Source organism: Bradyrhizobium sp. S3.7.6 (assembly GCF_054061875.1).
In genome coordinates, this window is record NZ_JBSSEQ010000001.1 from 1,484,622 (window position 1) to 1,506,473 (window position 21,852).

Below are 21,852 nucleotides of genomic sequence, written 5' to 3' on the forward strand. Positions count from 1 at the left end.
CTTGGCGCAGGATCGATCAGCAGCCCCGGCAGACGCCGGAGATCTTGCGATCGACGTTGGCATCCTCTTGGTCGAGGAAATCCAGCGATCCCGAACTTGCCGAGGGCACGTCGGAGGCGTGGGGCTGGCGGTGACCGACCGGGGCCGTCCACGGCCTGGTGGTCGTTTCCTTTCCGGGCAGCGACGGGTGGAAAGGTTGCGCCGAAGCTGTGCCCATCGTCGATACGATCGTGACCACAATCAGCATCTTTGAGGTGATCATAGGTGTCTCCAAATGCATCCCGCCCTGCATGTGCGGTTCAGACATTCAGATTTGCATCGAAGACCCGCTATTCCCTGTCATCGCGGAGGCGTGATACCGCCGTGGTCCGGCCTTCCGGAACGACGTTTGTCAGGCCGGCGCTTTCCTGCCGATCAGACCGAAGACGATCATGACGAGGCTGATGCCGCGGACAGCACCCGAGACCTCTCCGACCGTGCGCATCAGGGCGGCAGGATCATTGGACCACGGCGTCATGTCCCGCATCGAGAGGAAGAACAGGACGGCGAGCACCAGCAGGACCGAGCCAACGGCAATCAATCGCCAGTTTCGCTTTCGCATGACAGACACTCCCCCGTATCGCCCACAGATGGGCGGGGCCGTTTAGGACGCAGGGAGATAGTGTCGTCGAGCCCGGGTCGGGTTCAATGGCCACGAGCCGCATCGAACAAATGTGACCCTCATCCCCAATTTGTTCGCGGCCGCTGGTGGGTGGCCAACAGATGTTTTGACTTTTTTGTGTTTTCAACGCTTTGACGGCTCGACCCTGTCGGCATGGACCAGTCTCGATCGTCCTTGGATGGACTCCGCACACGTCAGTGATGCCGTCACCTAGAAAATCGAACCAGGAGCTTATGTTCATGAGGATCACCGTAGAAACCACCGTAGCAGCCCCCATCGATCAGGTCTGGCGTGCCTATACGACACCTGCTGACATCATGGCGTGGAACGCCGCGTCCGACGACTGGCATACGACCAAGGCTACGGTCGACCTGCGGGAAGGCGGGGTCTTCTCGTCGCGCATGGAAGCCAAGGACGGCAGCATGGGCTTTGACTTCGCCGGGACTTACACGACGATCGTCGAACACAAGCTGATCGAATATTCATTCGGCGATCGCAAGGCCGAAGTCGAGTTCGTGCCCGGGGCGAAGGGCGTCGTCGTCCGCGTTGTCTTCGATAGCGAGCCGACACACTCGGTTGAGCAGCAGCAGGGCGGCTGGCAGGCGATCCTCGACAACTTCGCGCGACACGTGCAAGCGAAGCAGAAGAAGTCGTGAAGCCGTGCGGGGGCAGGAGATGTCCCTGACGGGCGCCGTCGGCTTTCCGCGCAGAGTACCTGACGGAAATTGATCAGTCGAGGAATAGCCGGCTTCGGGGGCAGTCGCGTCGGTTGCCCCCTCAGCCGGCGACCTCCGGTTTGCGCCGGGCTCACCGGCGCGGTGGGCCAACAGGTGACGTCAAGCTGCTACGACGGCTCCACGCCCCCCGCGCGCGTCTCCGGGGGCGCGCCACGCCTCAGGGGAAGCGGCTGGTCGCCAAGCAACACCTTCACCACCACGTCACGCGCATTGCCGGGATCAAGCGAGTGCTTGGCGATCAGGTCGCTACAGTCGGCGACGATCTGGTCGGCGTCCTGCATGATCTTGAGCTCCTTGTAGCGATCGTGCCGATGCAGGCCCATGCTTTCGCCGACCACTTCAAGGATATTCATGATACGAAATGGCCAGTCGCGCTCGTGCGCGCACAGTTCGCGATGATCGGAATGATAGACCGCGACCAGTGCATCGACACCTGCATCGCGCGCCGCCTCAAGCTCCATGAGTTGCAATTCGCGCTTGTACTTTGGAAGCGCGCCGACATCCACGCTCTGCAAACCCACCGCCGGCTGGTTCAGATCGACGAGTTCGATACCGGGTACCGCCGTCAAGATTTCAGCGGCGGATTCCACGACGCCGGCCACGCCGGGATGCCTGTGCAGCGCGACCCGCATTTCGACCCTGCGTTGAAGGTGCGGCTTTAGCTGCGCCAGCCGGTCGCCGAGAAAGCGCATGAACGGGTTCATCTCGAACGGGCGGGACCCGTGTTGTCGCTCCACCGTTGGCAGGATGGTCTCCGTGTACTGGACGTAGCACGACGGGCACCAGGAGATCACCTGCCCCGAGTTCGAGTGCGACAGCTTTTCCATCGTACTCGATCCCATACGACCGGCCATCTCTGCGTCGCCAGACTTGAGCTGGAGAATGCCGCAACAATGGCTCGGTCCGCCCATCACCTGGTAACTGACGCCGAGCGCGTCCATGATATCGAGGGCAAGCAAGGCGATGTGCGGCGTCTTGAGCACATTGCAGCCAGTGTAAAACACGAAATCCGGCGTTTCAACGGGCGTGGCGACCGACGCCGATCTCTGACCCAGTCGTTCGAGCACGTCCGCATCGAGTTGCAGGCGCGAAAGCACGTTCACGCCACGACTGCCGTCGCGGTACCTCTCGACACCCCGCCGGCGCCGTTCCGCAAGCTCATTGTCCGACTTCGCGATGCCAAGCCGCGCCATGCTCAGCAGGAAACGCGGATTGACGCCATAGCTGCACGCCTTGATGCATGCCCCGCTTCGCATGCAGGACAGCGCCCATTTGCGCGACGCTTCCGGGCCGTTGCCGGTACGCACCAGCTCGAGAATGCCGCCGATGATGTCTTCGGACTTTGTCGTCCGCGAGATGCCGGCCGGCTCGACACTCGGACAGGCCTCGACGCATTTCCCACATCGCGTACAGGCGTCGAGCATGTCTTCGGCATATTCAGCCAGGGACGTCTCGAAGGGGACCTCGTTCATCGGCTGCATGACCAACTCCCAGGCCTGCTGGAGGATCGGCTACGTGCGGCATACGACAGCGCCGGAACCTAACTCACAATTGGCGAGCTGTACACGAGCAGGCCGCAATGGGGATTTGTCGCCTTCGGGTCAATCGCGTCTGCTGCGCGCTGGGTGAGCCCGCTGCCGGCGTGCTCTTACTACCGGACCACCCGTGACCGATCTGGACTTCGCATTCGGGTCAACAGGCGACGTTCGTTAGCCGGCACGGCGACCGTCAGAGCAAGGCCGCTCTGCTCCGGTCCCCGAAGGCCATCTCGGGAGATGGGGAGGATTATTTCTACCCGCCCTGCGGTAGCCCTTAAGGCCTTTGTTGGATGTTGACTCGCCTCTTGCGGCACGGACGATCCGGCACCAGCTTTCACAGGTCAAGTAGGGACCGGCGGACGATGATCTCCGTTGTTGTCGGGTCACGACAACATGCCGGTTGACCGACGATCTCTACGTTGGAGGGTCAACTATTTCGCCCCGCACGCCTCTGGCGCTTCTCATCATATCCCTGGGTGCGATCGCCGCGGTGTGGTGGTGGCTGGCCATACCGATCAACTTGGCGCGCGCGCCGATCGATCCGAATGCCAAGCTGCAATGCATATCCTACGCGCCCTTCCGCAACAACCAAACGTCGGAGTCGCCGACACCAGTGCCGCGGGACCAGATCGCGGAAGATCTCGCCCAGCTTGCCAAAATAACCGACTGTATTCGTACCTATGCGACTGATCTTGGTCTCGATCAGATCCCCGAACTTGCGTCCAAGGTGGGGCTGAAAGTCATTCAGGGAATTTGGCTCGATAGGGACCGACGGAAGAGCGCGACGCAGATATCCACGGGCATACGCCTCGCCCGGCAATATCCGGAAACCATCACCGCACTCGTGGTCGGCAATGAGGTTCTGTTGCATCGGAAGATGACACCTTCCGATCTTGCTGCCTTGATCCGCTCGGTCAAGGCACAGGTGCCGGTCCCCGTCACCTATTCCGACGTCTGGGAGTACTGGCTGCGCTATCGGGAACTCGGTGACGCCGTCGATTTCGTCACCCTTCATATCCTGCCATATTGGGAAAATGTCCCGGTCGCGGCGAAATCTGCCGCTGCTCACGTCGACGCCGTCCGAAAGCAGGTGGCGTCGGCGTTTCCGGGTAAGGAAATCCTGATTGGAGAAACAGGTTGGCCGAGCGAAGGGCGGATGCGCGAGTCGGCGCTACCATCGCGCACCAATCAGGCGCGGGTGATCTCGGAGGTCCTCGATCTTGCCCGGCGCGAGAATTTCCGCGTCAACCTGTTCGAGGCGTATGATGAATTGTGGAAGCATGAGTTCGAGGGCACCGTCGGCGGATCGTGGGGCTTATTCGATTCCACGCAGCGCACGCTGAAATATCCGCCCGGCATCCCCGTCAGCAATTATCCGCTCTGGAAACTGCAAATGAGCAGCGGAATGGCGCTGGCGATCCTGGTGTTCGGCGCTGCATGGCTGACCTTGCGCCAGAAGCCCTCGCAGCCCCGGCTCATCTCATGGTTTGCGGTCGGAATATCGGCAACCACCGCCGGAGTCTTGTTTGGGGTGGCCGCTCAAAAGATGTTCTATGAAAGCTACGGCGCGGGCAGCTGGCATCTGTGGGGCGCACTTCTGGTGGCGGCAACTGCCTCGCCGCTGTTCGGCGCCAACGCCCTGATGTCCGGGCGCGCACCGCCCACATTTTTGGAATTGCTGGGTCCGGAGCACTACCGGACCCCATCGGGACTGGCGATCATGCACGGATTGATCTTGATCGTAACCATCGTGATCGGCACTGAGACGGCGCTGGGCCTGGTGTTTGACCCGCGCGAAAAGGATTTTCCCTTTGCGGCCCTCACTATGGCGGCGGTCCCTTTCGCGGCGATGACGCAGCTCAATCGCCCGAAGAAGGGAATCCGCCCCATGGCGGAAGCGATGTTTGCCGTCGTATTCCTGGTGGCAGCCATCTATGCGGCGCTTAGCGAAGGACCGGACAATTGGCAGTCGCTATGGACTTGTGCTGCCTATATGCTGCTTGCGGTTACGCTGTGGCGGGCGCGCGCTTGAGTAAACCTGGCCAGCCGACTTCCGTTGTGGGTCAATCGCGTCACTATGGCCGCGTGCCGATCTCTTCCGGTCTACCTCTGTGAACGGAAATCGTCAGACTGCACCGGCACGTCTCACACGGGCCAGAAGCGGACCCACGACCTAATCCCGAAATCCTGCCCTCGATCGCTCGCCTTCATATGCAAGCCAATCAGAGGATAATCTGTCGTATTGAGGTTTACTTATTGGAAATGAAGCGAGCCGCTGAATGCCATCTCCCATAGAATAGATCGCCACCGTGTACTCTCGGCCCCGTTGATCCGGTGTGCGGGGAATGGCGATGTACCTTCGGTGTTCGCTACGCTGGCCTAGGAAAACATCGAGCACTTGGCCGACTTCAGCTTTGCCTTTGAGAGTCTCCGTGATTCTCAGACGGGCGAACCATACATCGTTGGTACAAAGCTCGCAGTGACGGCCACCCATCCATATTACGGGTTGCTGCAAGCGAACTCTCGCAACGACGACATCCCTAGCGTCGGGAGACAAATTGTTCAGTGCCTCTACGAGATTGTCTGGCGCGCCTTCTGAAAAATACGCAATGGGCGTCTTGTTCTCCATCGCCGAGGAACGCGGCGGACCGACAATGATTGCGCTCATCATCGCAGCGACAAGAGCTAGGCTTCGCTTGACCGATTTCATCTACAGCACTGCGCACCGAATGGTTGTAGTGGCACTATAATCCAGTTTTGAGAAGTTGAACAGATTAGGTCTGCTTTGGGTCAAAATGCGAAGAACTCAGAGTGAGCAAAGTCAGCCCGCTCTACTCCGCCAAGCGGACCTCAATGAAAGGTGTCGCCACTTCGCTGATGGGCCAGCAGCAGACATTGATCAGAGACGAAAACCCAACTTCACCAACGTCGTTGGGGGGCGGACTGACTTCAGTATGCCGGAGCGCAAGCGTGAACTAGCCCACATTGGGAGACCCGTGCGCGTGCTAAACTGCACTGTGCGCGCCAACTAACTTCGGTTCGACAAGAACTGGACGTTTCGCGGAGTAGGCCATGGACGAAAATCGTCGAAACGCACTTTCCACGGAATACGGCGAGGTCTGCAGCAACTTTCGGACGCTGACCGACATCCGGTTCAAGTTGCTGGGTCTACTGCCGATCGCGACCGCCGTAGCCATTGCGCTCAAAGTCGACCACATTGATGGCCGGAGCTTTGTGTTCTCGTTGTTTGGCCTGATCGCAACGATCGGGCTCGTGACCTACAATACGAGAAATGACGAGCTGTATGATGAACTCGTGAGACGTGCCGCATACATTGAACGAAGCCTTGGTCTCGCGGATGGAGCATTTGCCAACCGCCCGCGCGCGTCGCTCAAGTTTCGTCTTTTCGGCATCCCATGGAAAGTCGACCACCGAGTAGGTATCGGCACGATTTACCTTGCGTCCATCGCTGTTTGGCTTTTCCTGGTCTTGGCGTCGTTGTCGGCTTGGCTGGCTCCGGAGGCCTCGGTATTGGCTACGCTGGCTGCTTTTGGGCTCGCAGTCATTGCGACCTGGTGGGCGAGGACGTGGATCAAGCGTAAGAAGAAAGAGGTCGATGAGGAAAAGAGATCCTTGGCCATCGAGGCCGTTCAAAAGGCGTTCTCAACCGATTTGTCGCGAGGCACGGCGGACGGGGGGCTGATAGATTTGTGCTTCAAGCTCGCGGACGAGAAGACGCGCGAAATCATCGCCAAACGGGCTCAGTTCTATGCCGGAATCGATCGCGACTCCTCAATCTACTACCCGCCGGGCGTCTCAAAGGAACAGGCTGCATGTCACTTGGTGGCGCTACTCACGGATTTGCCACCGCGGTGGCTGTTCGATTGCGCCACAAATCGAAGAGGAGACATGCCAGAGAAAAGTCCCGTATTGTTCCCGCCCCGCGCTGACGAGGTAAGGTGATAGCGCATTGATTTTCCGCTTTGGGTCAGAAGCACCAGCCTGGACCTTTAGCCGACGACTTCCGGTCTGGCACCAGCTTCGGAAGTTCTCTCGCCGCGCGGAAAGTGGCGCGATGGGCCAAGGGGCGACATTGTCCGCGAGCGGCTGGCGCCAGAACAAATGTGAGATAGTTCATATCGGGCGCGTCGCCGACGTGTTGCCATTCCGATGTTTCCGGCGAAACTTCATTTCTTTCGCCACCGTGGCCGGTGCGTATCGCGCTACGGTTCGGACTGTGCGGGAGGCGTTGAATGGTCAATATCAAAGTTCCTCTTAATCCAGTGCAGAAACGCGGCTTGTGGCCGCCCAAAGGCGGGCGCGAATATCCGGTCTTGGATACGGACGACTGGTGGAAAATTGCGGCGCGCGAGCACATAGATGCGTGGGCGTTAATCGAGTTCAATTTCCAAACGCACGTTCCTGAGGAGGTGAATTGGTATTTGCGAGAGCTCGTGGGTTGCCGCCACAGCCGTGACGGGGGGCGCAATTACGCGTTTATCGGGGCTGACCCGAAGCTGCGCAAAATCTATCTTCCCGCTATGCCGCCTCCGCCCCCACCTGCACCCATACCCTGGCCCGACAAACTCAAGAAGCTCCAGTACGAGGTGGAGCATTCGAACGATCCACAAAAGGAACGGTTCCTCTGCATGCTCAAGGCGATGGAGAACCGCCGTGATGATCGCGTGATCTTTTGGTCCACCATAGCCCCGGGCCCCGAGTGGGTTGCTCCGCTTGGCGTTGAGGGAAGAGGGATTGGGAAAGCGTTGATCGATTCGCAGTGGCTCTATAAAAATATAAAGACTGTGCGGGATGTGGACCTTCTTCCGTATGGCAACGGATTACCGAGAAGCGATACTTTCGTGATCAGCTTCCACAAGTATCTGTTTGAAACGGCTTCGCCTTCCGTCGGCATACTGCGCGCGGCGAACGCAGAAATTGTCAAGACGCATGTCATGTTGGATCGTTGGGCGAACCAAAGCATGGGTGGAAGTGCGTCGATGCCGACGTGTTATCGCGCAATCAAAGAATTTATTCGCTTACAGGAGCAAAGTGATTACCCGTCTGTGATCAACTGCATCGTGACAACTGGCGCGTAGCCAGTTCCCTGGGCGGATGACTGCACCAATCCCCACCGCTTCAACGATTGCGGAGTCATCTGCTTCGGCGGCGTTAAGTCCACCGACACGTACCTCGCACTCGCAATTCACCACTTCAACAAAGAGATCATCGGCTGGCTGGAACCGGCGGCAAACAGCATCTCACATTTAGTTTGATCACCTCGTCGGTGGGCCGCTGGAGATGCAACGACACGTCGAGGTCGAGCGCTTTTTTTGGCGGTCTTGAAGTTGATCACCAATCGAATTTGGTCGGCGCCTGAATAGGCGGGTTGTAGCCCTTCATATTGGGTACGCTGGAACGCGACCGATGTCTCAATCGGGTCAAAATGCGAAGAACGCAGAGTGAGCAAAGTCAGTCCGCTCCACCCCACCAAGCGGGCCCCAATGAAAGGTGTCGCCACTTCGCTGATGGCGAGAAGCGGACATTCCCGTTTGGAGCCTGAGTGTGCTAGCCTGAGGCACCATGCCCACACCTGCCGAAGCAGTAAGAACCTACATCTTGGCCAAGGACGGCAACCGACCGTTCTTGATGAGGCAGGCGTTCTCTGAAGACATTGCACTCGAAATGGTGGTCAAGACCGACGCCATTTCATTCCCCAACACGGCTTCCGGCTTGAACGCCGTGGAAGAAATCTTGGTGCGTCGTTTTGGTGTCGAATACGAGAACATCTACACGTTCTGCCTATCCCGGCCTTCCGAAACGGACCGAGCGCGCTTTCAGTGCCATTGGTTGGTGGGGATGTCCGCCAAGGCCAGCGGGCAACCGCTGCGAGTTGGATGTGGACGTTACGACTGGCATTTCAATGAGCACGGAAAAGTGGTGAGGCTGGTGATCACCATTGAAGTCATGAAAGTCTTATCTGGCGCCGAACTCGATGGCGTGATGCGCTGGCTATCTTCGCTTCCCTATCCGTGGTGCAGTCCGTCTCAGGCTCTCCTGTCATTTCCTCCGCAGAACGACCTGCGCGAGGTTGAAGCCTACTTGAAGCAGGCTCAGTAATCTCCGCGGTCGAACTACGATTGGCCAATAAGGTTGACGTCCCGAAGTTGAAGCTTGCTGTATGTCGCCTTCGGGTCAATCGCGTCAATATGGCCGCGTGCCGCTCCCTTCCGGTCTGCCGCTGTGAACGGAAATCGTCAGACTGCGCGGGCATGTCACCCGCGGGCCATAACCGGACCTGTTCACTCGATGACCTTGTCGGCACTGGCCGCGAGTGCAGGAGAGACGGAAAGGCCCAGCTGCCTGGCCGTCTTCAAGTTGATGGACAGATCGAATTTGGTCACTTGGTAGAATGGAATATCGCCAGCTTTTGCTCCGCGGAGAATTGCGTCGATGTTGTTGGCAGCGCGCTGATACAATTCGACTAGATCAAAGGAGTAGGCCATTAGGCCCCCGGCTTCGACGGATTCGGTGAACGCGAAAATCGCCGGAAGTCTCGCGTCGGTCAGCAACTTGGCGATCAAAGCGCTGTTTTGAAAAGTTTCAGGGGAGTCGACCACCATGACTGCATTTGCGCCTTCGCCGGAAAGGCTCTCTACCGCTGCCCGCCAGTCATTTTCTTGAGCACCAACATCCAGTAGCGACACCGCGATAGGTAGGCCAGCCTCCTGGGCCGCTGCGGGGATAGGCGAACCCTTGACGAGCCCGCTGTATTGGATGTGAAGAGCGAGCAAGCCAAGTTTTGATATTGAAGGAAAGATTTCGCGCAGCAGTGCAATCCGTTTTCCATGAATCGATGGACCGGCATCGATGCTGGCTCCCGTGAAATTGCTGCCCGGGTGAGCCAGACTTTCGGCAATCCCCAATCTAACGGGGTCGGCAGTTATCGTTACGATTGGAATACGCGATGTCAGTTTCTTGAATATGAGTGCGCCAGGACCACCGAGGAGAATGACATCCGGGTTGCTGCTAACGATTTCCGTCGCCGAGGCTTCGAGGCCGGACGTATTTTGCTCTCGACCATAACTTTCGACTGTGAGGTTTTGTCCCTCGATCTGTCCCAACCGTCGCAGTTCCGCGAAGAGGGCTCGAGGATATCTTTTCCCGCTCTGATCGTGCCAGTCCGCGCTCGGCTCTGATGGGACGAAAATAGCAAGACGTTTCTTCTTGGTGCTCCCCGCGGCCGCAGCCAGCTGCGGCGATGCTACCGCACCACAAACGGCACAGAGAAAAGCACGCCGCCTCATGTTCGCCCCCTAGCCAGAGTCTAGGTCAACGCATCTTAGCGTCTAAAAGGCCATACTGAAAATCAAAGGTGGCTCTGCGATGTCCGGGTTGGGTCAAAAGCGTCGGTTTGGCGCTCAGGGGCAAACTTCCGCTCTGCCGCCATCACCCGACATAGCTGCACCGCGTCAACGGAAGCGATGGGGCACGAGCGGAAGTGCCTAGCCGCTCCATATCGGCCGCCGTCGGTCATCCCTGAACGAACAGCTTACTTTTCTCTCGTCTCCGGCCTATTCTTGGTGTCCTTCTGCGATGAGCGCGTTTGGGAAGAAATGTGGTCTATCGGGCGGAGAAGACGGCGTTGCGCTATCTCTTCGAAGACTATGTATTGGACACGGACCAGCGCGAGCTGCGCTGCGGAGCCGAGCTGATTGCTACTGCGCCGCAAACGTTTGACTTGCTCCTTTACCTCATTCGCAACAGGGAGCGGGTTGTCAGCAAGGACGATCTCCTCGGTGCGGTCTGGAGTGGTCGCATCGTCTCAGATGCCGCGCTCACGACGCGCATGAATGCAGCTCGCAGCGCAATTGGCGACACGGGCGAGAAACAGCGCCTGATCAAGACGATGCCCCGCAAGGGTTTCCGCTTCGTTGGCGCGGTGCAGGAGGCGCAAAGGCCCACAACCGTCCCCCTTGGCCAAGTGGCGCAGAACGATGATACGGCGCAGAGGTCGCTTTCACCACCTCGCCTTTCCATCGTTGTGTTGCCCTTCGTCAATCTCAGCAGCGCCCCCGAGCAGGACTACTTTGTCGATGGTGTGACCGGGAGCCTCACCACGGATTTATCACGCATCAGTGGCTCATTTGTTATCGGCCAACACACCGCGTTCACCTACAAAGGCAAATCGGTCGATGTCAGGCAGATTGGTCGTGAGTTGAATGTTCGCTACGCGCTTGAAGGCTCGGTGCAGCGTTGCGATAATCGTCTCCGGGTGAATGTTCAATTGATCGACGCGACGACGGGCAATCATTTGTGGGCCGACCGCTTCGACAAGCCCTTCGCCGATCTGCTCGATATGCAGGACGAAATCGTAGCAAGGATTGCGCGGACCTTAGACAACCAGCTCATCGTGGCCGAGGCGCGTCGCGCGGCAAGAACGTTGAATCCCGATGCCATGGATCTCTATTTCCAGGGCCGCCATTCTTGCAATAGGGGGGTGACACTCGAGAATTTGACAGAAGCTCGCAATTCCTTTGAACGGGCTCTGGCGACTGATCCGCAAAATGTCGACGCCATGAGCTGGAGCGCGTTGGTCGAGACAGTGCTTGTCGCGGCGTTCTTGAAAGACAACGAGCCTCCGCATCTGGCAGCGGCAGAGACCATGGTGCTAAAGGCGCTCCGCCTTGCTCCGGACCATGCCTGGGCTCATTTCACCTTGGCAATGGTGCTCATCTATACGAACCGGACGGCCCAAGGCGTGGCTGAGTGCGAGCGAGCCTTGGCCCTGGATCGCAATCTGGCTGACGCTCACGAGATGATGGGTCAGGCCAAATTTTATATGGGTTGCGGTGCGGATACCGAGTTCCACGTCAACGAAGCACTGCGCCTTTCCCCTCGCGATATCTCCGCCTTCCGATGGATGAATACGGCGGGCTTTGCCAAGCTCCAGATCGCAGCAGACGCTGAAGCGGCCGCTTGGTGTGCCCGAGGAATCGAGGCCAACCGAAACTATCCGCTGCTGCATTTCGGGTACGCTGCAGCGCTCGCGCTTCTTGGGAGGCTGGACGAGGCGCAAGTGGCCGCCAAAACCGGACTTGCACTTGATCCAACATTTACGATCCGTCGCGTCAGAAACGTTCCAGTGCGCGGCGACGCGAATTTCGTTGCAGGAGCCAGGCGCTTGGTTAGGGGATTGTACATCGCCGGAGTACCGGAGGGGTGATGCCGGCGATCGGTCTATCGCGTTACTATGGCCGCGTGCCGCTCTCTTCCGGTTTACCCCTGTGAACGGAAATCGTCGGACTGCACCGCCATGTCTCACACGGGCCAGGAGGCGACGTTCCCTGCTGGCCTCATAAGACCCGATATGACAGAGAGGCCACCATCTGAGGGCGGCCTCTGCTGCGTGCGTGAATTGGTCAGTTCTTGTACCCCATACTGCTACAGACCGCGTATTGATAGTTGGGGTTTGCACCTTGCGCCCATAACCCTTGTTTGCATTCCACGTACGTCCTGGCCTTGGCTGGCGCAAACGCCCTTATATCCGGGTCAAGCACTTTGGCATGCGCACCCGAGTAAAATATCTCTGTCGATGGAGTGTTCGGCCTCGTAGTTTTCTTCACGGCGTTGGCGGGTGCATTCGACAAAATGGCGACAGCTAAGCCCACAAGGAACAGCGAGGAAAATCTCATAGTAATGTCCTCCACAACTCCACCTCGAAGTGGGCGACTATTCAAGAGAGCTACAAGCAGTGGTGGCGTCGATTAAACATAACAACCTTATTCCCGAAGGGCAATGGACGGAGTTGCTCCAATGTCGCCACGGGTCAAAAGCGGTCTTCGAGGAGCAGTGCTTGGCAGGTCGGTTTATGGGCCAGAAGCCGACGCAAGCCGTCATCGACGTGGCGCCAGGATATCGAATTCAGAGGTTGCCAATCGGTCGGCGGCCGAGATGGCGTGTCCTGATGGACGCCTGCTGCACACCCGCTGCCATGATGACATCATGCCCCTGTTTTGCCCGACGGGTCAAATCGATTTCGTAAAATCGAAAAAGCCCAATGCCGACAAGGGCCGGCTACTGTGCATGGGGTTGTTTTCGCGAATTTTGTTTGTCGGTCCCGATATCCGGGCCGGACCCCAATCTCGTCAGGTCCGGTGTGGCCCGAGCACTGGCCTCAGCTATCGACCTTCAGCGCGGCAATGAAGGCTTCCTGCGGGATGTCGACCTTGCCGAACTGCCGCATCTTCTTCTTGCCTTCCTTCTGCTTCTCCAGAAGTTTCCGCTTACGCGTGATGTCGCCGCCGTAGCACTTTGCGGTGACGTCCTTGCGCAGCGCGCGCACCGTCTCGCGCGCGATCACCTTGCCGCCGATCGCCGCCTGGATCGGGATCTGGAACATGTGCGGCGGGATCAGCTCCTTCATCTTCTCGACCATCGCGCGGCCGCGCCCCTCCGCGCGGGTGCGATGCACCAGCATCGACAGCGCGTCGACCGGCTCGTTGTTGACCAGGATCTGCATCTTGACGAGATCGGCCACCTTGTAGTCGGTCAGGTGATAGTCGAACGAGGCGTAGCCTTTCGAGACCGATTTCAGGCGGTCGTAGAAGTCGAACACGACTTCGTTGAGCGGCAGATCGTACTTCACCATGGCGCGGGAGCCGACATAGGTCAGCTCCTTCTGCGCGCCGCGGCGATCCTGGCACAGCTTCAACACGCTGCCGAGATATTCGTCGGGAGTGAGGATGGTGGCCTCGATCCAGGGCTCCTCGATATCGGCGATCTTGACCACGTCGGGCATGTCGACGGGATTGTGGATCGAGATCTCCTGGCCGTCGGTCAGGTGCATCTTGTAGATCACGCTTGGCGCGGTCGCGATCAGGTTGAGGTCGAACTCGCGCGACAGCCGCTCCTGGATGATCTCGAGGTGCAATAGCCCGAGGAAGCCGCAGCGGAAGCCGAAGCCCAGCGCAGCCGAGGTTTCCATCTCGTAGGAGAAGCTCGCGTCGTTGAGGCGCAACTTGCCCATCGCCCCGCGCAGCGTTTCGAAGTCATTGGCGTCGGCCGGGAACAGGCCGCAGAACACCACCGGGATCGCCGGCTTGAAGCCCGGCAGCATTTCGGTGACCGGCTTCCTGTCGTCGGTGATGGTGTCGCCGACGCGGGTGTCGGCGACTTCCTTGATCGCCGCGGTGATGAAGCCGATCTCGCCGGGGCCGAGCTCGTCGACCTGCTCCATCTTCGGGGTGAAGAAGCCGACGCGCTCGACGTCATACGCCGCGCCTGTGCCCATCATGCGGATGCGCTGGTTCTTCTTCATGACGCCGTCGACCACGCGGATCAGCACGACTACGCCGAGATAGACGTCGTACCAGCTGTCGACCAAGAGCGCCTTCAAGGTCGCCTCGCGGTCGCCCTTCGGCGGCGGCAGGCGGGTGACGATGGCTTCCAGCACGTCGGGGACGCCGAGGCCGGTCTTGGCCGAGATCATCACGGCGTCGGAGGCATCGATGCCGATGACGTCCTCGATCTGCTGCTTGATCTTCTCGGGTTCGGCCGCGGGAAGGTCGACCTTGTTCAGGACCGGGACGATCTCGTGATTGTTGTCGAGCGCCTGGTAGACGTTGGCGAGCGTCTGCGCTTCGACGCCCTGGCTGGCGTCGACCACCAGCAGGGAACCCTCGCAGGCCGCCAGCGACCGCGAGACTTCGTAGGCGAAGTCGACATGGCCGGGCGTGTCCATCAGGTTGAAGATGTAGTCCTTGCCGTCCTTGGCGTGGTAGGCGAGGCGGACCGTCTGCGCCTTGATGGTGATGCCGCGCTCGCGCTCGATGTCCATGGAATCGAGCACCTGCTCCTTGCCCGCCATTTCGCGGTCGGTGAGGCCGCCGGTCATCTGGATCAGGCGGTCGGCCAGCGTCGACTTGCCATGGTCGATATGGGCGACGATGGAGAAGTTGCGGATGTTGGAAATGGGGACGGTCGTCATGGGCGCGGGATACCACTCACATCCCCGTGCGGCAACCATATTGCTGTATTTTCAGGGCCTTTCTTCACGCCAAGCTGATTCCACGAGGGCCCAAAACGCGCTACGCAACGGCCCATGTCCAGGCTCATGTCCACGACCTCGATCCCCTCCGCCCGAACACGCGTAAAAGCCCGGGTGAGCTTTAACCGCTTCCGGGCCTGGCTGGTTGCCTGCGCGATCCGGCCCGAAGCGCGGCTCTGGCTGGTGATCCAGCTCGCCATCCTGCATGCCGTGATCTGGACCTTCATCCTGATCAATCTCAAGGCAGCGCAGGACGTTCACATGGACGTCGCAGAAGCCTATGGCTGGGGCCAGGAGTTCCTGTGGGGCTACGGCAAGCACCCGCCGCTGTCGGGCTGGGTCGCCGGCCTCTGGTTCAAGGTGTTCCCGGCGGCGGACTGGGCGACCTATGCGCTGGCGATGGCGACCGTCGGCGTCGGCATGGTGATCTGCTGGCTGCTGAGCTTGCGCGTCGTGGACGCGCGGCGTGCGTTCCTGGTCGTGGTGATGGTCGCGCTCTACCCGATCTTCAATTTCAAGGGTTTCAAGTACAACCCCGACCTGCTCCAACTCGTCACGCTGCCGCTGCTCGTGCTCGCCTATCTCAACGCCTTCGAGAAGCGGACCTGGCAGTCCGGTATCTGGTTCGGGCTCGCCGGCGCGCTGGCGCTGATGACCAAATACTGGGTGCTGACCATGATCGGCGCCATTGGCCTTGCCGCGCTGATCCATCCCGACCGGCTGCGATTCCTGCTGTCGCCGGCGCCGTGGGTGGCGATCGCGACAATGGTCGTGGCGATGATCCCGCACATCGTCTGGCTTGCCGGCGTGCATTTCGTGCCGCTGACCTATGCCGGCGATACCTACAGCCTCGATGACAGCCGCCAGGTCCATCAGCTCGTGGCGGGCTACGCCCTGCATAATCTGGCGCTGCTGGCGTTGCCGGTGGCGCTGGCCGCGCTCGCAATGGCGCTGGTGCCGCATTGGTTCACGTTGCTGTTGCGCGCACCGTTACGCATCGTCACGCGTGCCTGGGGGCGCGGCGCCAATCCCGGCGTCAATGTTGCGCAGGCGTTGAACGTCTGGATCATCCAGATCATCGTCGCGGTCGGCCCGCCGCTCGGCGCGCTGGCCTTCAGCATCTACATGAAGACCGATTGGGGCATCTCGCTGTTCTTCCTGGTACCCTTGGCGCTGGTCGCGATCCCGGCGCTGCGGGTGCAGAGCGCGGCCCTGTTCAACATCGCCGTGATCTGGCTCCTGCTCAGCGTCGCCACGCTCGCCGCCTCGCCCTGGATCGCCGCGCGCGAGATGGCCGCTAATGCCGGCAACACGGCGACCTACGGCGCGCGCTCGGAGCTAGCGCATGAATTGACGCAGGCCTGGCACACGCGTTTCGGCTCGCGCTGGGCGGTCGTTGCCGGCACCATGGAGTCGATCCAGCCGATGGTGTTCTACAGCCCCGACCATCCGGCCGCGTTGATGCCGCTCGAAGCCTGGGATTCCGGGCTGACATCGCGCGAGGATGCCAAGAAGTATGGTTTCATCGGCGTGTTCGATCCGACCGATGGCCGCCTCCCGGCGTTCGAGAAATGGGTCTCGGAGATCGCGCCGAACGCCGAGCGCATCGTGATGACGACGCGCCGCTTCACCCACGGCAAGGCCGGCCCGGCGATGAGCTGGAATATCTACATCGCCCCGCCGGCGAAGTGATTGCGGCGTTGTCGGTCCCGTAGGGTGGGCAAAGCGACTTGTCCGCCATAGCTCGAAGAGCGACGGCGGAAGCGTGCCCACCACTTCTGTGGCGATTGTCGCGAGATGGTGGGCACGGCGCTTCGCGCCTTTGCCCACCCTACGGCGCCGAGCGCGTGGCTCAGATCCCTTCCTCGTTGAACTTGCTTTCAACGAGCTCGGTAATCGCCGCAAGCGCAGCCTGGGCATCATCACCGGCGGCGGCGACCGTGATCGTCGTGCCCGGTCCTGCGGCCAGCATCATCAGGCCCATGATCGAGGTGCCGCCGACGGTCTCGCCGCCGCGCGTCACCCACACCTGCGCGTTGAAGCGCTCCACCGCCTGGACGAACTTCGCCGAGGCGCGGGCGTGCAGGCCGCGCTTGTTGATGATCAGGAGGTCTTTGGAAATGGCTCCCGCCGGCACGCCTGTCCCGGCCTGGTTTCCGAGCGGCGCGTCGTCGCTCATTTGCCGGCGAGCACGCGGCTGGCAATGGTGACGTATTTGCGACCCGCTTCCTGGGCCATCGCGATCGCGTCGGGCAACGGACGCTCCTCGCGCACCTTGGCAAGCTTCACCAGCATGGGAAGGTTGATGCCCGCGAGCACTTCGACCTTCGGCCGGCTCATGCAGGATATTGCAAGGTTCGACGGCGTGCCGCCGAACATGTCGGTGAGGATCGCGACGCCGTCGCCGGAATCGACGCGGTTGACCGCCTCGATGATGTCGCTTCGGCAGAGATCGGAATCATCTTCGGCACCGATCGTGATCGCTTCGATTTGCTTTTGTGGGCCCATGACATGCTCAAGCGCTGCCTTGAATTCGTCGGCAAGGCGCCCGTGGGTCACAAGTACTAGACCAATCATCGGAAAACTCCTCGCGGGCGCTTTTGGTGCACCGCACGAACGCGCCACTTTGACCATCCAGAGCCCCCGCGCAAGAGGGGATGTTGCGTATCTCCCTGAAACTAGACGGATGGATGAGGGGAGCTGCGCCGGTCTATTCGGTCGCGATAGTGGGGTTCATATGGTTACCATTTCCCTTCAAACAATCGCCTGAAGGGTTAACGGAAGATGAACTCTTGGTAGTGGTCAAGGCCGCAACAACCAAAGGGAGGGGCGAATAGTCGCGCCCGACGGGGATTCGCGGTATTTCGACACCGAAAATGCTTGTTTTCAGCGATTCCGCCGCAGGCAGCCGTTCTGCGTCGGCGGCGTCCAGATCGACCACGAGGCCGACGGTCGCATGCTCCACGAAGTCGCAGCGGCGGATTCCCAGTCCCCGAATCTCGATCAGGCCGGCCAGCAGCGGCGCGGGGCGGACTTCAATTTCGTCGCCGACTGTCGCCAGATGGACACGGTCATCGCCGACCAGAACGGCCCTTTCGACCACGCCAGCGCGTCCCGCCATGATCAAATCGAAGGCAAGGCGCGACTTGCCGGAGCCTGAGGGCCCGCGGATCAGCACCGCCAGAGTCCCGACCTTGACTGCGGAGGCGTGAACGCTGGGGCCACCGTCGCTCATAGCGCCGGCAGCCTCACCACGAACCGCGCGCCGACAACCGTAGGCGCTCCGTCCTCGTCCACAGGGCCCGGGCGGTTCTCGGCCCAGATGCGTCCGCCATGGGCATCGACGATCTGCTTGGAGATCGACAGGCCGAGGCCGGAGTTCTGGCCAAAGCCCTGGTGCGGACGGTCGGTGTAGAAGCGCTCGAAGATGCGCTCCAGCGCGTCGTCGCGGATGCCGGGACCGTCGTCGTCGACCACGATCTCGATCTCGGAGCGGACGCGGCGGCAGGTGAGGCGCACCTTGCTGCCGGGCTCGGAGAACGATTGCGCGTTGGAGAGCAGGTTGGAGACCACCTGCCCGAGCCGTGAATCGTGGCCCGTCACGGAGAACGCGTCGGTCGCGCCGCGGCCCTCGAAGCGCGTTTCGACCGCGACGTCATGGCCGAGCTTGGTTTCATTGGCGACGGACACGAGCGTCGTCAGCAGGCGGCGCAGGTCGACCCGGACCGCATCCTGGCGCTGCAATTCGGCGTCTAGGCGGCTGGCGTCGGAGATGTCGGAGATGAGGCGGTCGAGCCGCTTGACGTCATGCTCGATCACCTCGAGCAGGCGCGCGCGGCTGGTCTCGTTGCGCGCCAGCGGCAGCGTCTCGACCGCGGAGCGCAGCGAGGTCAGCGGGTTCTTCAGTTCATGCGCGACATCGGCGGCGAACATCTCGATCGCCTCGATGCGGCTGTAGAGCGCGCTGGTCATGTCGCGCAGCGCGCCGGACAGGTGACCGATCTCGTCGCGGCGCCGGGTGAAGTCGGGAATCTCGATGCGGGCCTTGATGCGGCGGCGGACGCGCTCGGCGCTGTCGGCGAGCCGGCGCACCGGACCTGCGATCGTGCTGGCGAGCAGCAGCGACAGCATGATCATGACCGCGGCAGCGACGCCGCCGACCTTCAGGATCGCCAGGCGCTCGGCGGTGACCATCTGGTCGATGTCGTCGCCCTGCGTCGACAGCATCAGGGCGCCGTGGATGGCGCGCGAGCGCAGCACGGGGACTGCGACCGAGACGATCACCTCGCCGCGCGAATTGACCCGCACCATCGAACGCTTCTGGCCCTGGAGCGCGTCGCTCACTTCCGAATAGCCATTGCCGTTCTCTCGCCCGAGCTCGCGATACAGCGGCAGGTCACCGCGGTTGATCCAGAGGCGCACCGAAGTCAGGCCGCGCTCGATCACGCCGGGCTTCTGCGATGGCGGCGGCAACGGGAAGATCAGCACGTTCTCGAGGTCGCGGCTGTCGAGCAGCACCGTCCCGTTGGGATCGAATATCCGCGCGCGGGTCTTGGTCGGCGAGATCAGTGTGCGCAGCACGGGGGCCACGCGCTCCGGGCTGATCGGGAAGTTCAGCGCCGAATAATCGTCGGATTCGCCGTAGCTGTCGCCGAGCTTCAGATCGAGCAGGCGGTCAGGATCGACCGTGATCGCGTTGGTCTGCACGGTCGCCGACGCTCCGATGGCACCGGCGATGATCTCGGCCTGCACCAGCAGGCTCTGCGCACGCGCGTCGATCAGGCCGGCGCGGAACTGCGAGAGATAGAGAATGCTCGCGACCAGCGCGACGAGGCCGGCGAGGTTGAGCGAGACGATGCGGCGGGTCAGGCTCGAGAAGGAGAGCGCGAAGAAATACTGACCGGCACGCGTCAGCCAGGAGAACGGTCGCCAACCTTGCGCGGCCGGCTTGTCGTCGGCGACGTGCTCCGGTACGCCGTCGGATGCGATATCCCCGGCATTCTGGTTCTCGTCAGGCTGCGTTCGGTCAAGCAATGCTTACGCCCGCGTTAGGACATCTCGTGCGAAGGGTCCCCGCATCCTAGAGCCATCCCGGTCCCGATGGAACGAGAACCGGCGATGCTCTCAGTCTTTCGTGAAGGCGCGTGAGCCTCAGGCTTCCTTGAAGCGGTAGCCGACGCCGTAGAGCGTCTCGATCATCTCGAACTCGTTGTCGGTCACCTTGAACTTCTTGCGCAGCCGCTTGATGTGGCTGTCGATGGTGCGGTCGTCGACATAGACCTGGTCGTCATAGGCGGCGTCCATCAGCGCGTTGCGGCTCTTCACCACGCCGGGCCGGGTTGCCAGCGCCTGGAGGATCAGGAATTCGGTGACGGTCAGCGTCACCGGCTCGTTCTTCCAGGTGCAGGTGTGCCGTTCGGGGTCCATGCGCAGCAGGCCGCGGTCGAGCGCCTTGGCATCGTTCTCCTTCGGCGCGACGGTCGGGTCCTTCGGTGCAGAGCGGCGCAGCACGGCCTTGACGCGCTCGACCAACAGGCGCTGCGAGAACGGTTTGCGGATGAAGTCGTCGGCGCCCATCTTGAGGCCGAACAGCTCGTCGATCTCTTCGTCCTTGGAGGTCAGGAAGATCACCGGCAGGTCGGATTTCTGCCGCAGCCGGCGCAGCGTTTCCATGCCGTCCATGCGCGGCATCTTGATGTCGAGGATGGCAAGATCGGGCTGGGTGGTGCGGAAGCCGTCGAGCGCGGAGGCGCCGTCGGTGTAAGTCATGATGCGATAGCCTTCGGCCTCCAGCGCGATCGAGACGGATGTGAGAATGTTGCGGTCGTCGTCGACCAAAGCGATTGTGGGCATGAGCCTCTGCTTTCTGCTTTCCGTTTGGGTCGTGGCTTGAAACGGCGAGCAATTCACTGATGCGCCGCATACACGGGTGCCGAAGTCGGCGGTCGAACCTTGTCACCGAGCAATGCAAGCTGGGCTGAAGTGTGACCAAGTTCCACGAAGCGCAGCAGATTCGCCGCGTTTCGACCCATAACCTGACCCCCGTTTACCCGAAAAAAGACCTCCCTTGCAACCACCTGACCCGAGAAAGCCGATGCACCCGACCCCCGACTTCGACCCTGGAAAGCTCGCCAAATCGCTGCTCAGGCGCTCGCGCCAGGGGGCGCTGGCAACGCTGATGGCCGGCAGCGGCGATCCCTATTGCTCCCTGGTCAATCTGGCGAGCCACCCCGACGGCTCGCCGATCCTGCTGATCTCGGGCCTGGCCGTGCACACCAGGAACATCCTGGCGGATCACCGGGTCTCCCTGATGCTGGACGAACGCGCGGCCGGCGATCCGCTGGAGGGTGCCCGAATCATGCTGTCCGGCCGGGCGGAACAGGCCGATGCCGACAAGGATCTGCTCCAGCGGCGGTATCTCAATGCCCATCCATCGGCCGAAGCGTTTGTTTCGTTTAAGGATTTCTCTTTCTTCAGAATTCGGCCCACGGGAACCCATCTGGTCGCCGGCTTCGGCCGCATCGTCGATCTCAAGCCCGAGCAGTTCCTGACGGACCTTACCGGTGCCGAGGATCTGCTGGCGGCGGAGGAGGGGGCGGTCGCGCACATGAATGCCGACCACCGCGACGCCATGGGTCTCTATGCAACAAAACTCCTCGGCGCGGCGGAGGGCGACTGGCGCTGCACCGGCTGCGACCCCGAAGGCCTCGACATGCAGGATGGCCAGACTGCGCTGCGGCTGGACTTCCCGGAGCGGGTGACTGACGGCACGGCGCTGCGCAAGATGCTGGTCCGCCTTGCTGGCAAAGCGCGCGCGAAGGTGGACTAGCGCGCAACAATTTGAACGCTGCCCCCCATCGCTGCGAC

19 protein-coding genes are annotated in these 21,852 nt (G+C 61.0%); 8 read left to right on the top strand and 11 right to left on the bottom strand.

Going from position 1 to position 21,852, the window contains the following annotated elements:
* Nucleotides 1–16 precede the first annotated feature (16 nt).
* Nucleotides 17–262: a hypothetical protein gene (locus tag ACVJ5M_RS07045; protein ID WP_063980729.1), complete on the bottom strand. Its 246-nt coding sequence runs from the start codon at nt 260–262 to the stop codon at nt 17–19.
* Nucleotides 263–391: 129 nt separating this feature from the next.
* On the bottom strand, nt 392–601 hold the full coding sequence (locus ACVJ5M_RS07050) for a hypothetical protein (RefSeq protein ID WP_063980730.1): 210 nt from the start codon (nt 599–601) through the stop codon (nt 392–394).
* Nucleotides 602–900: 299 nt separating this feature from the next.
* On the opposite strand from ACVJ5M_RS07050, the gene ACVJ5M_RS07055 reads away from it, so the two are divergent.
* A complete protein-coding gene (locus ACVJ5M_RS07055) occupies nt 901–1,317 on the top strand; it encodes an SRPBCC family protein (RefSeq protein ID WP_063986042.1) in 417 nt (138 codons plus the stop codon).
* A 188-nt stretch (nt 1,318–1,505) separates the two neighbouring features.
* Here the strand turns inward: ACVJ5M_RS07055 and ACVJ5M_RS07060 are convergent, their stop codons facing one another.
* Nucleotides 1,506–2,879: a (Fe-S)-binding protein gene (locus tag ACVJ5M_RS07060; RefSeq protein WP_063980731.1), complete on the bottom strand. Its 1,374-nt coding sequence runs from the start codon at nt 2,877–2,879 to the stop codon at nt 1,506–1,508.
* Between the two features lie 529 nt (nt 2,880–3,408).
* Here ACVJ5M_RS07060 and ACVJ5M_RS07065 point away from each other — a divergent pair.
* A complete protein-coding gene (locus ACVJ5M_RS07065; RefSeq protein ID WP_084795330.1) occupies nt 3,409–4,968 on the top strand; it encodes a glycoside hydrolase family 17 protein in 1,560 nt (519 codons plus the stop codon).
* A gap of 141 nt (nt 4,969–5,109) precedes the next feature.
* Here the strand turns inward: ACVJ5M_RS07065 and ACVJ5M_RS07070 are convergent, their stop codons facing one another.
* On the bottom strand, nt 5,110–5,646 hold the full coding sequence (locus tag ACVJ5M_RS07070; protein ID WP_187387909.1) for a hypothetical protein: 537 nt from the start codon (nt 5,644–5,646) through the stop codon (nt 5,110–5,112).
* A 362-nt stretch (nt 5,647–6,008) separates the two neighbouring features.
* Between ACVJ5M_RS07070 and ACVJ5M_RS07075 the strand changes: the two genes are divergently transcribed.
* The 3 genes from ACVJ5M_RS07075 to ACVJ5M_RS07085 all read left to right on the top strand — a co-directional run bounded on the left by ACVJ5M_RS07075 (nt 6,009) and on the right by ACVJ5M_RS07085 (nt 9,056).
* Nucleotides 6,009–6,899 (top strand): hypothetical protein, encoded by an 891-nt coding sequence (locus ACVJ5M_RS07075; RefSeq protein WP_063980734.1) that lies wholly within the window; start codon nt 6,009–6,011, stop codon nt 6,897–6,899.
* A 290-nt stretch (nt 6,900–7,189) separates the two neighbouring features.
* Nucleotides 7,190–8,035 carry a hypothetical protein gene (locus ACVJ5M_RS07080; RefSeq protein ID WP_187387910.1) on the top strand — a complete coding sequence of 282 codons (846 nt, stop codon included), beginning with the start codon at nt 7,190–7,192 and terminating at the stop codon, nt 8,033–8,035.
* A gap of 484 nt (nt 8,036–8,519) precedes the next feature.
* Nucleotides 8,520–9,056, top strand: coding sequence for a hypothetical protein (locus ACVJ5M_RS07085; protein ID WP_063980736.1), 537 nt, complete (start codon nt 8,520–8,522; stop codon nt 9,054–9,056).
* A 182-nt stretch (nt 9,057–9,238) separates the two neighbouring features.
* Here ACVJ5M_RS07085 and ACVJ5M_RS07090 read toward each other — a convergent pair whose 3' ends face one another.
* Nucleotides 9,239–10,060: an ABC transporter substrate-binding protein gene (locus ACVJ5M_RS07090; protein ID WP_354100018.1), complete on the bottom strand. Its 822-nt coding sequence runs from the start codon at nt 10,058–10,060 to the stop codon at nt 9,239–9,241.
* A gap of 521 nt (nt 10,061–10,581) precedes the next feature.
* Between ACVJ5M_RS07090 and ACVJ5M_RS07095 the strand changes: the two genes are divergently transcribed.
* Complete coding sequence (locus ACVJ5M_RS07095; protein WP_063986043.1) at nt 10,582–12,162, top strand: winged helix-turn-helix domain-containing protein; 1,581 nt, start codon at nt 10,582–10,584, stop codon at nt 12,160–12,162.
* Nucleotides 12,163–13,113: 951 nt separating this feature from the next.
* Here the strand turns inward: ACVJ5M_RS07095 and lepA are convergent.
* Nucleotides 13,114–14,925, bottom strand: a complete 1,812-nt coding sequence (lepA, locus tag ACVJ5M_RS07100) for a translation elongation factor 4 (protein ID WP_028148267.1) — start codon at nt 14,923–14,925, stop codon at nt 13,114–13,116.
* 126 nt (nt 14,926–15,051) lie between these two features.
* Between lepA and ACVJ5M_RS07105 the strand changes: the two genes are divergently transcribed.
* A complete protein-coding gene (locus ACVJ5M_RS07105; protein WP_063986044.1) occupies nt 15,052–16,677 on the top strand; it encodes a glycosyltransferase family 39 protein in 1,626 nt (541 codons plus the stop codon).
* 160 nt (nt 16,678–16,837) lie between these two features.
* On the opposite strand, the gene ACVJ5M_RS07110 is transcribed toward ACVJ5M_RS07105, so the two are convergent.
* From ACVJ5M_RS07110 to ACVJ5M_RS07130, 5 genes are all read right to left on the bottom strand, one after another.
* Nucleotides 16,838–17,164, bottom strand: a complete 327-nt coding sequence (locus tag ACVJ5M_RS07110; RefSeq protein WP_063980739.1) for an HPr family phosphocarrier protein — start codon at nt 17,162–17,164, stop codon at nt 16,838–16,840.
* Nucleotides 17,161–17,562, bottom strand: coding sequence for a PTS sugar transporter subunit IIA (locus ACVJ5M_RS07115; protein ID WP_007597752.1), 402 nt, complete (start codon nt 17,560–17,562; stop codon nt 17,161–17,163). Before ACVJ5M_RS07115 ends, ACVJ5M_RS07110 begins: the two co-directional genes overlap by 4 nt.
* A 133-nt stretch (nt 17,563–17,695) precedes the next feature.
* The gene (locus ACVJ5M_RS07120) at nt 17,696–18,220 is read right to left on the bottom strand and encodes an HPr kinase/phosphorylase (RefSeq protein ID WP_063980740.1); all 525 of its coding nucleotides are present in this window, start codon (nt 18,218–18,220) and stop codon (nt 17,696–17,698) included.
* A complete protein-coding gene (locus ACVJ5M_RS07125) occupies nt 18,217–20,019 on the bottom strand; it encodes a sensor histidine kinase (RefSeq protein WP_063980741.1) in 1,803 nt (600 codons plus the stop codon). The genes ACVJ5M_RS07120 and ACVJ5M_RS07125 overlap by 4 nt, the downstream gene beginning before the upstream one ends.
* Nucleotides 20,020–20,136: 117 nt before the next feature.
* The gene (locus ACVJ5M_RS07130; protein WP_038952081.1) at nt 20,137–20,838 is read right to left on the bottom strand and encodes a response regulator transcription factor; all 702 of its coding nucleotides are present in this window, start codon (nt 20,836–20,838) and stop codon (nt 20,137–20,139) included.
* A 241-nt stretch (nt 20,839–21,079) separates the two neighbouring features.
* Between ACVJ5M_RS07130 and ACVJ5M_RS07135 the strand changes: the two genes are divergently transcribed.
* Nucleotides 21,080–21,814 (top strand): HugZ family pyridoxamine 5'-phosphate oxidase, encoded by a 735-nt coding sequence (locus tag ACVJ5M_RS07135; RefSeq protein ID WP_063980743.1) that lies wholly within the window; start codon nt 21,080–21,082, stop codon nt 21,812–21,814.
* Nucleotides 21,815–21,852 lie beyond the last annotated feature (38 nt).

What these genes read in the sequence shown, in the direction of transcription:
- ACVJ5M_RS07055 (WP_063986042.1), top strand. Translation starts at nt 901, where the DNA reads ATGAGGATCACCGTAGAAACCACCGTAGCAGCCCCCATCGATCAGGTC.
- lepA (WP_028148267.1), bottom strand. Translation starts at nt 14,925, where the DNA reads ATGACGACCGTCCCCATTTCCAACATCCGCAACTTCTCCATCGTCGCC.
- ACVJ5M_RS07085 (WP_063980736.1), top strand. Translation starts at nt 8,520, where the DNA reads ATGCCCACACCTGCCGAAGCAGTAAGAACCTACATCTTGGCCAAGGAC.
- ACVJ5M_RS07110 (WP_063980739.1), bottom strand. Translation starts at nt 17,164, where the DNA reads ATGAGCGACGACGCGCCGCTCGGAAACCAGGCCGGGACAGGCGTGCCG.
- ACVJ5M_RS07115 (WP_007597752.1), bottom strand. Translation starts at nt 17,562, where the DNA reads ATGATTGGTCTAGTACTTGTGACCCACGGGCGCCTTGCCGACGAATTC.
- ACVJ5M_RS07135 (WP_063980743.1), top strand. Translation starts at nt 21,080, where the DNA reads ATGCACCCGACCCCCGACTTCGACCCTGGAAAGCTCGCCAAATCGCTG.
- ACVJ5M_RS07070 (WP_187387909.1), bottom strand. Translation starts at nt 5,646, where the DNA reads ATGAAATCGGTCAAGCGAAGCCTAGCTCTTGTCGCTGCGATGATGAGC.
- ACVJ5M_RS07045 (WP_063980729.1), bottom strand. Translation starts at nt 262, where the DNA reads ATGATCACCTCAAAGATGCTGATTGTGGTCACGATCGTATCGACGATG.
- ACVJ5M_RS07075 (WP_063980734.1), top strand. Translation starts at nt 6,009, where the DNA reads ATGGACGAAAATCGTCGAAACGCACTTTCCACGGAATACGGCGAGGTC.
- ACVJ5M_RS07060 (WP_063980731.1), bottom strand. Translation starts at nt 2,879, where the DNA reads ATGCAGCCGATGAACGAGGTCCCCTTCGAGACGTCCCTGGCTGAATAT.
- ACVJ5M_RS07080 (WP_187387910.1), top strand. Translation starts at nt 7,190, where the DNA reads ATGGTCAATATCAAAGTTCCTCTTAATCCAGTGCAGAAACGCGGCTTG.
- ACVJ5M_RS07050 (WP_063980730.1), bottom strand. Translation starts at nt 601, where the DNA reads ATGCGAAAGCGAAACTGGCGATTGATTGCCGTTGGCTCGGTCCTGCTG.
- ACVJ5M_RS07130 (WP_038952081.1), bottom strand. Translation starts at nt 20,838, where the DNA reads ATGCCCACAATCGCTTTGGTCGACGACGACCGCAACATTCTCACATCC.
- ACVJ5M_RS07105 (WP_063986044.1), top strand. Translation starts at nt 15,052, where the DNA reads ATGTCCACGACCTCGATCCCCTCCGCCCGAACACGCGTAAAAGCCCGG.
- ACVJ5M_RS07120 (WP_063980740.1), bottom strand. Translation starts at nt 18,220, where the DNA reads ATGAGCGACGGTGGCCCCAGCGTTCACGCCTCCGCAGTCAAGGTCGGG.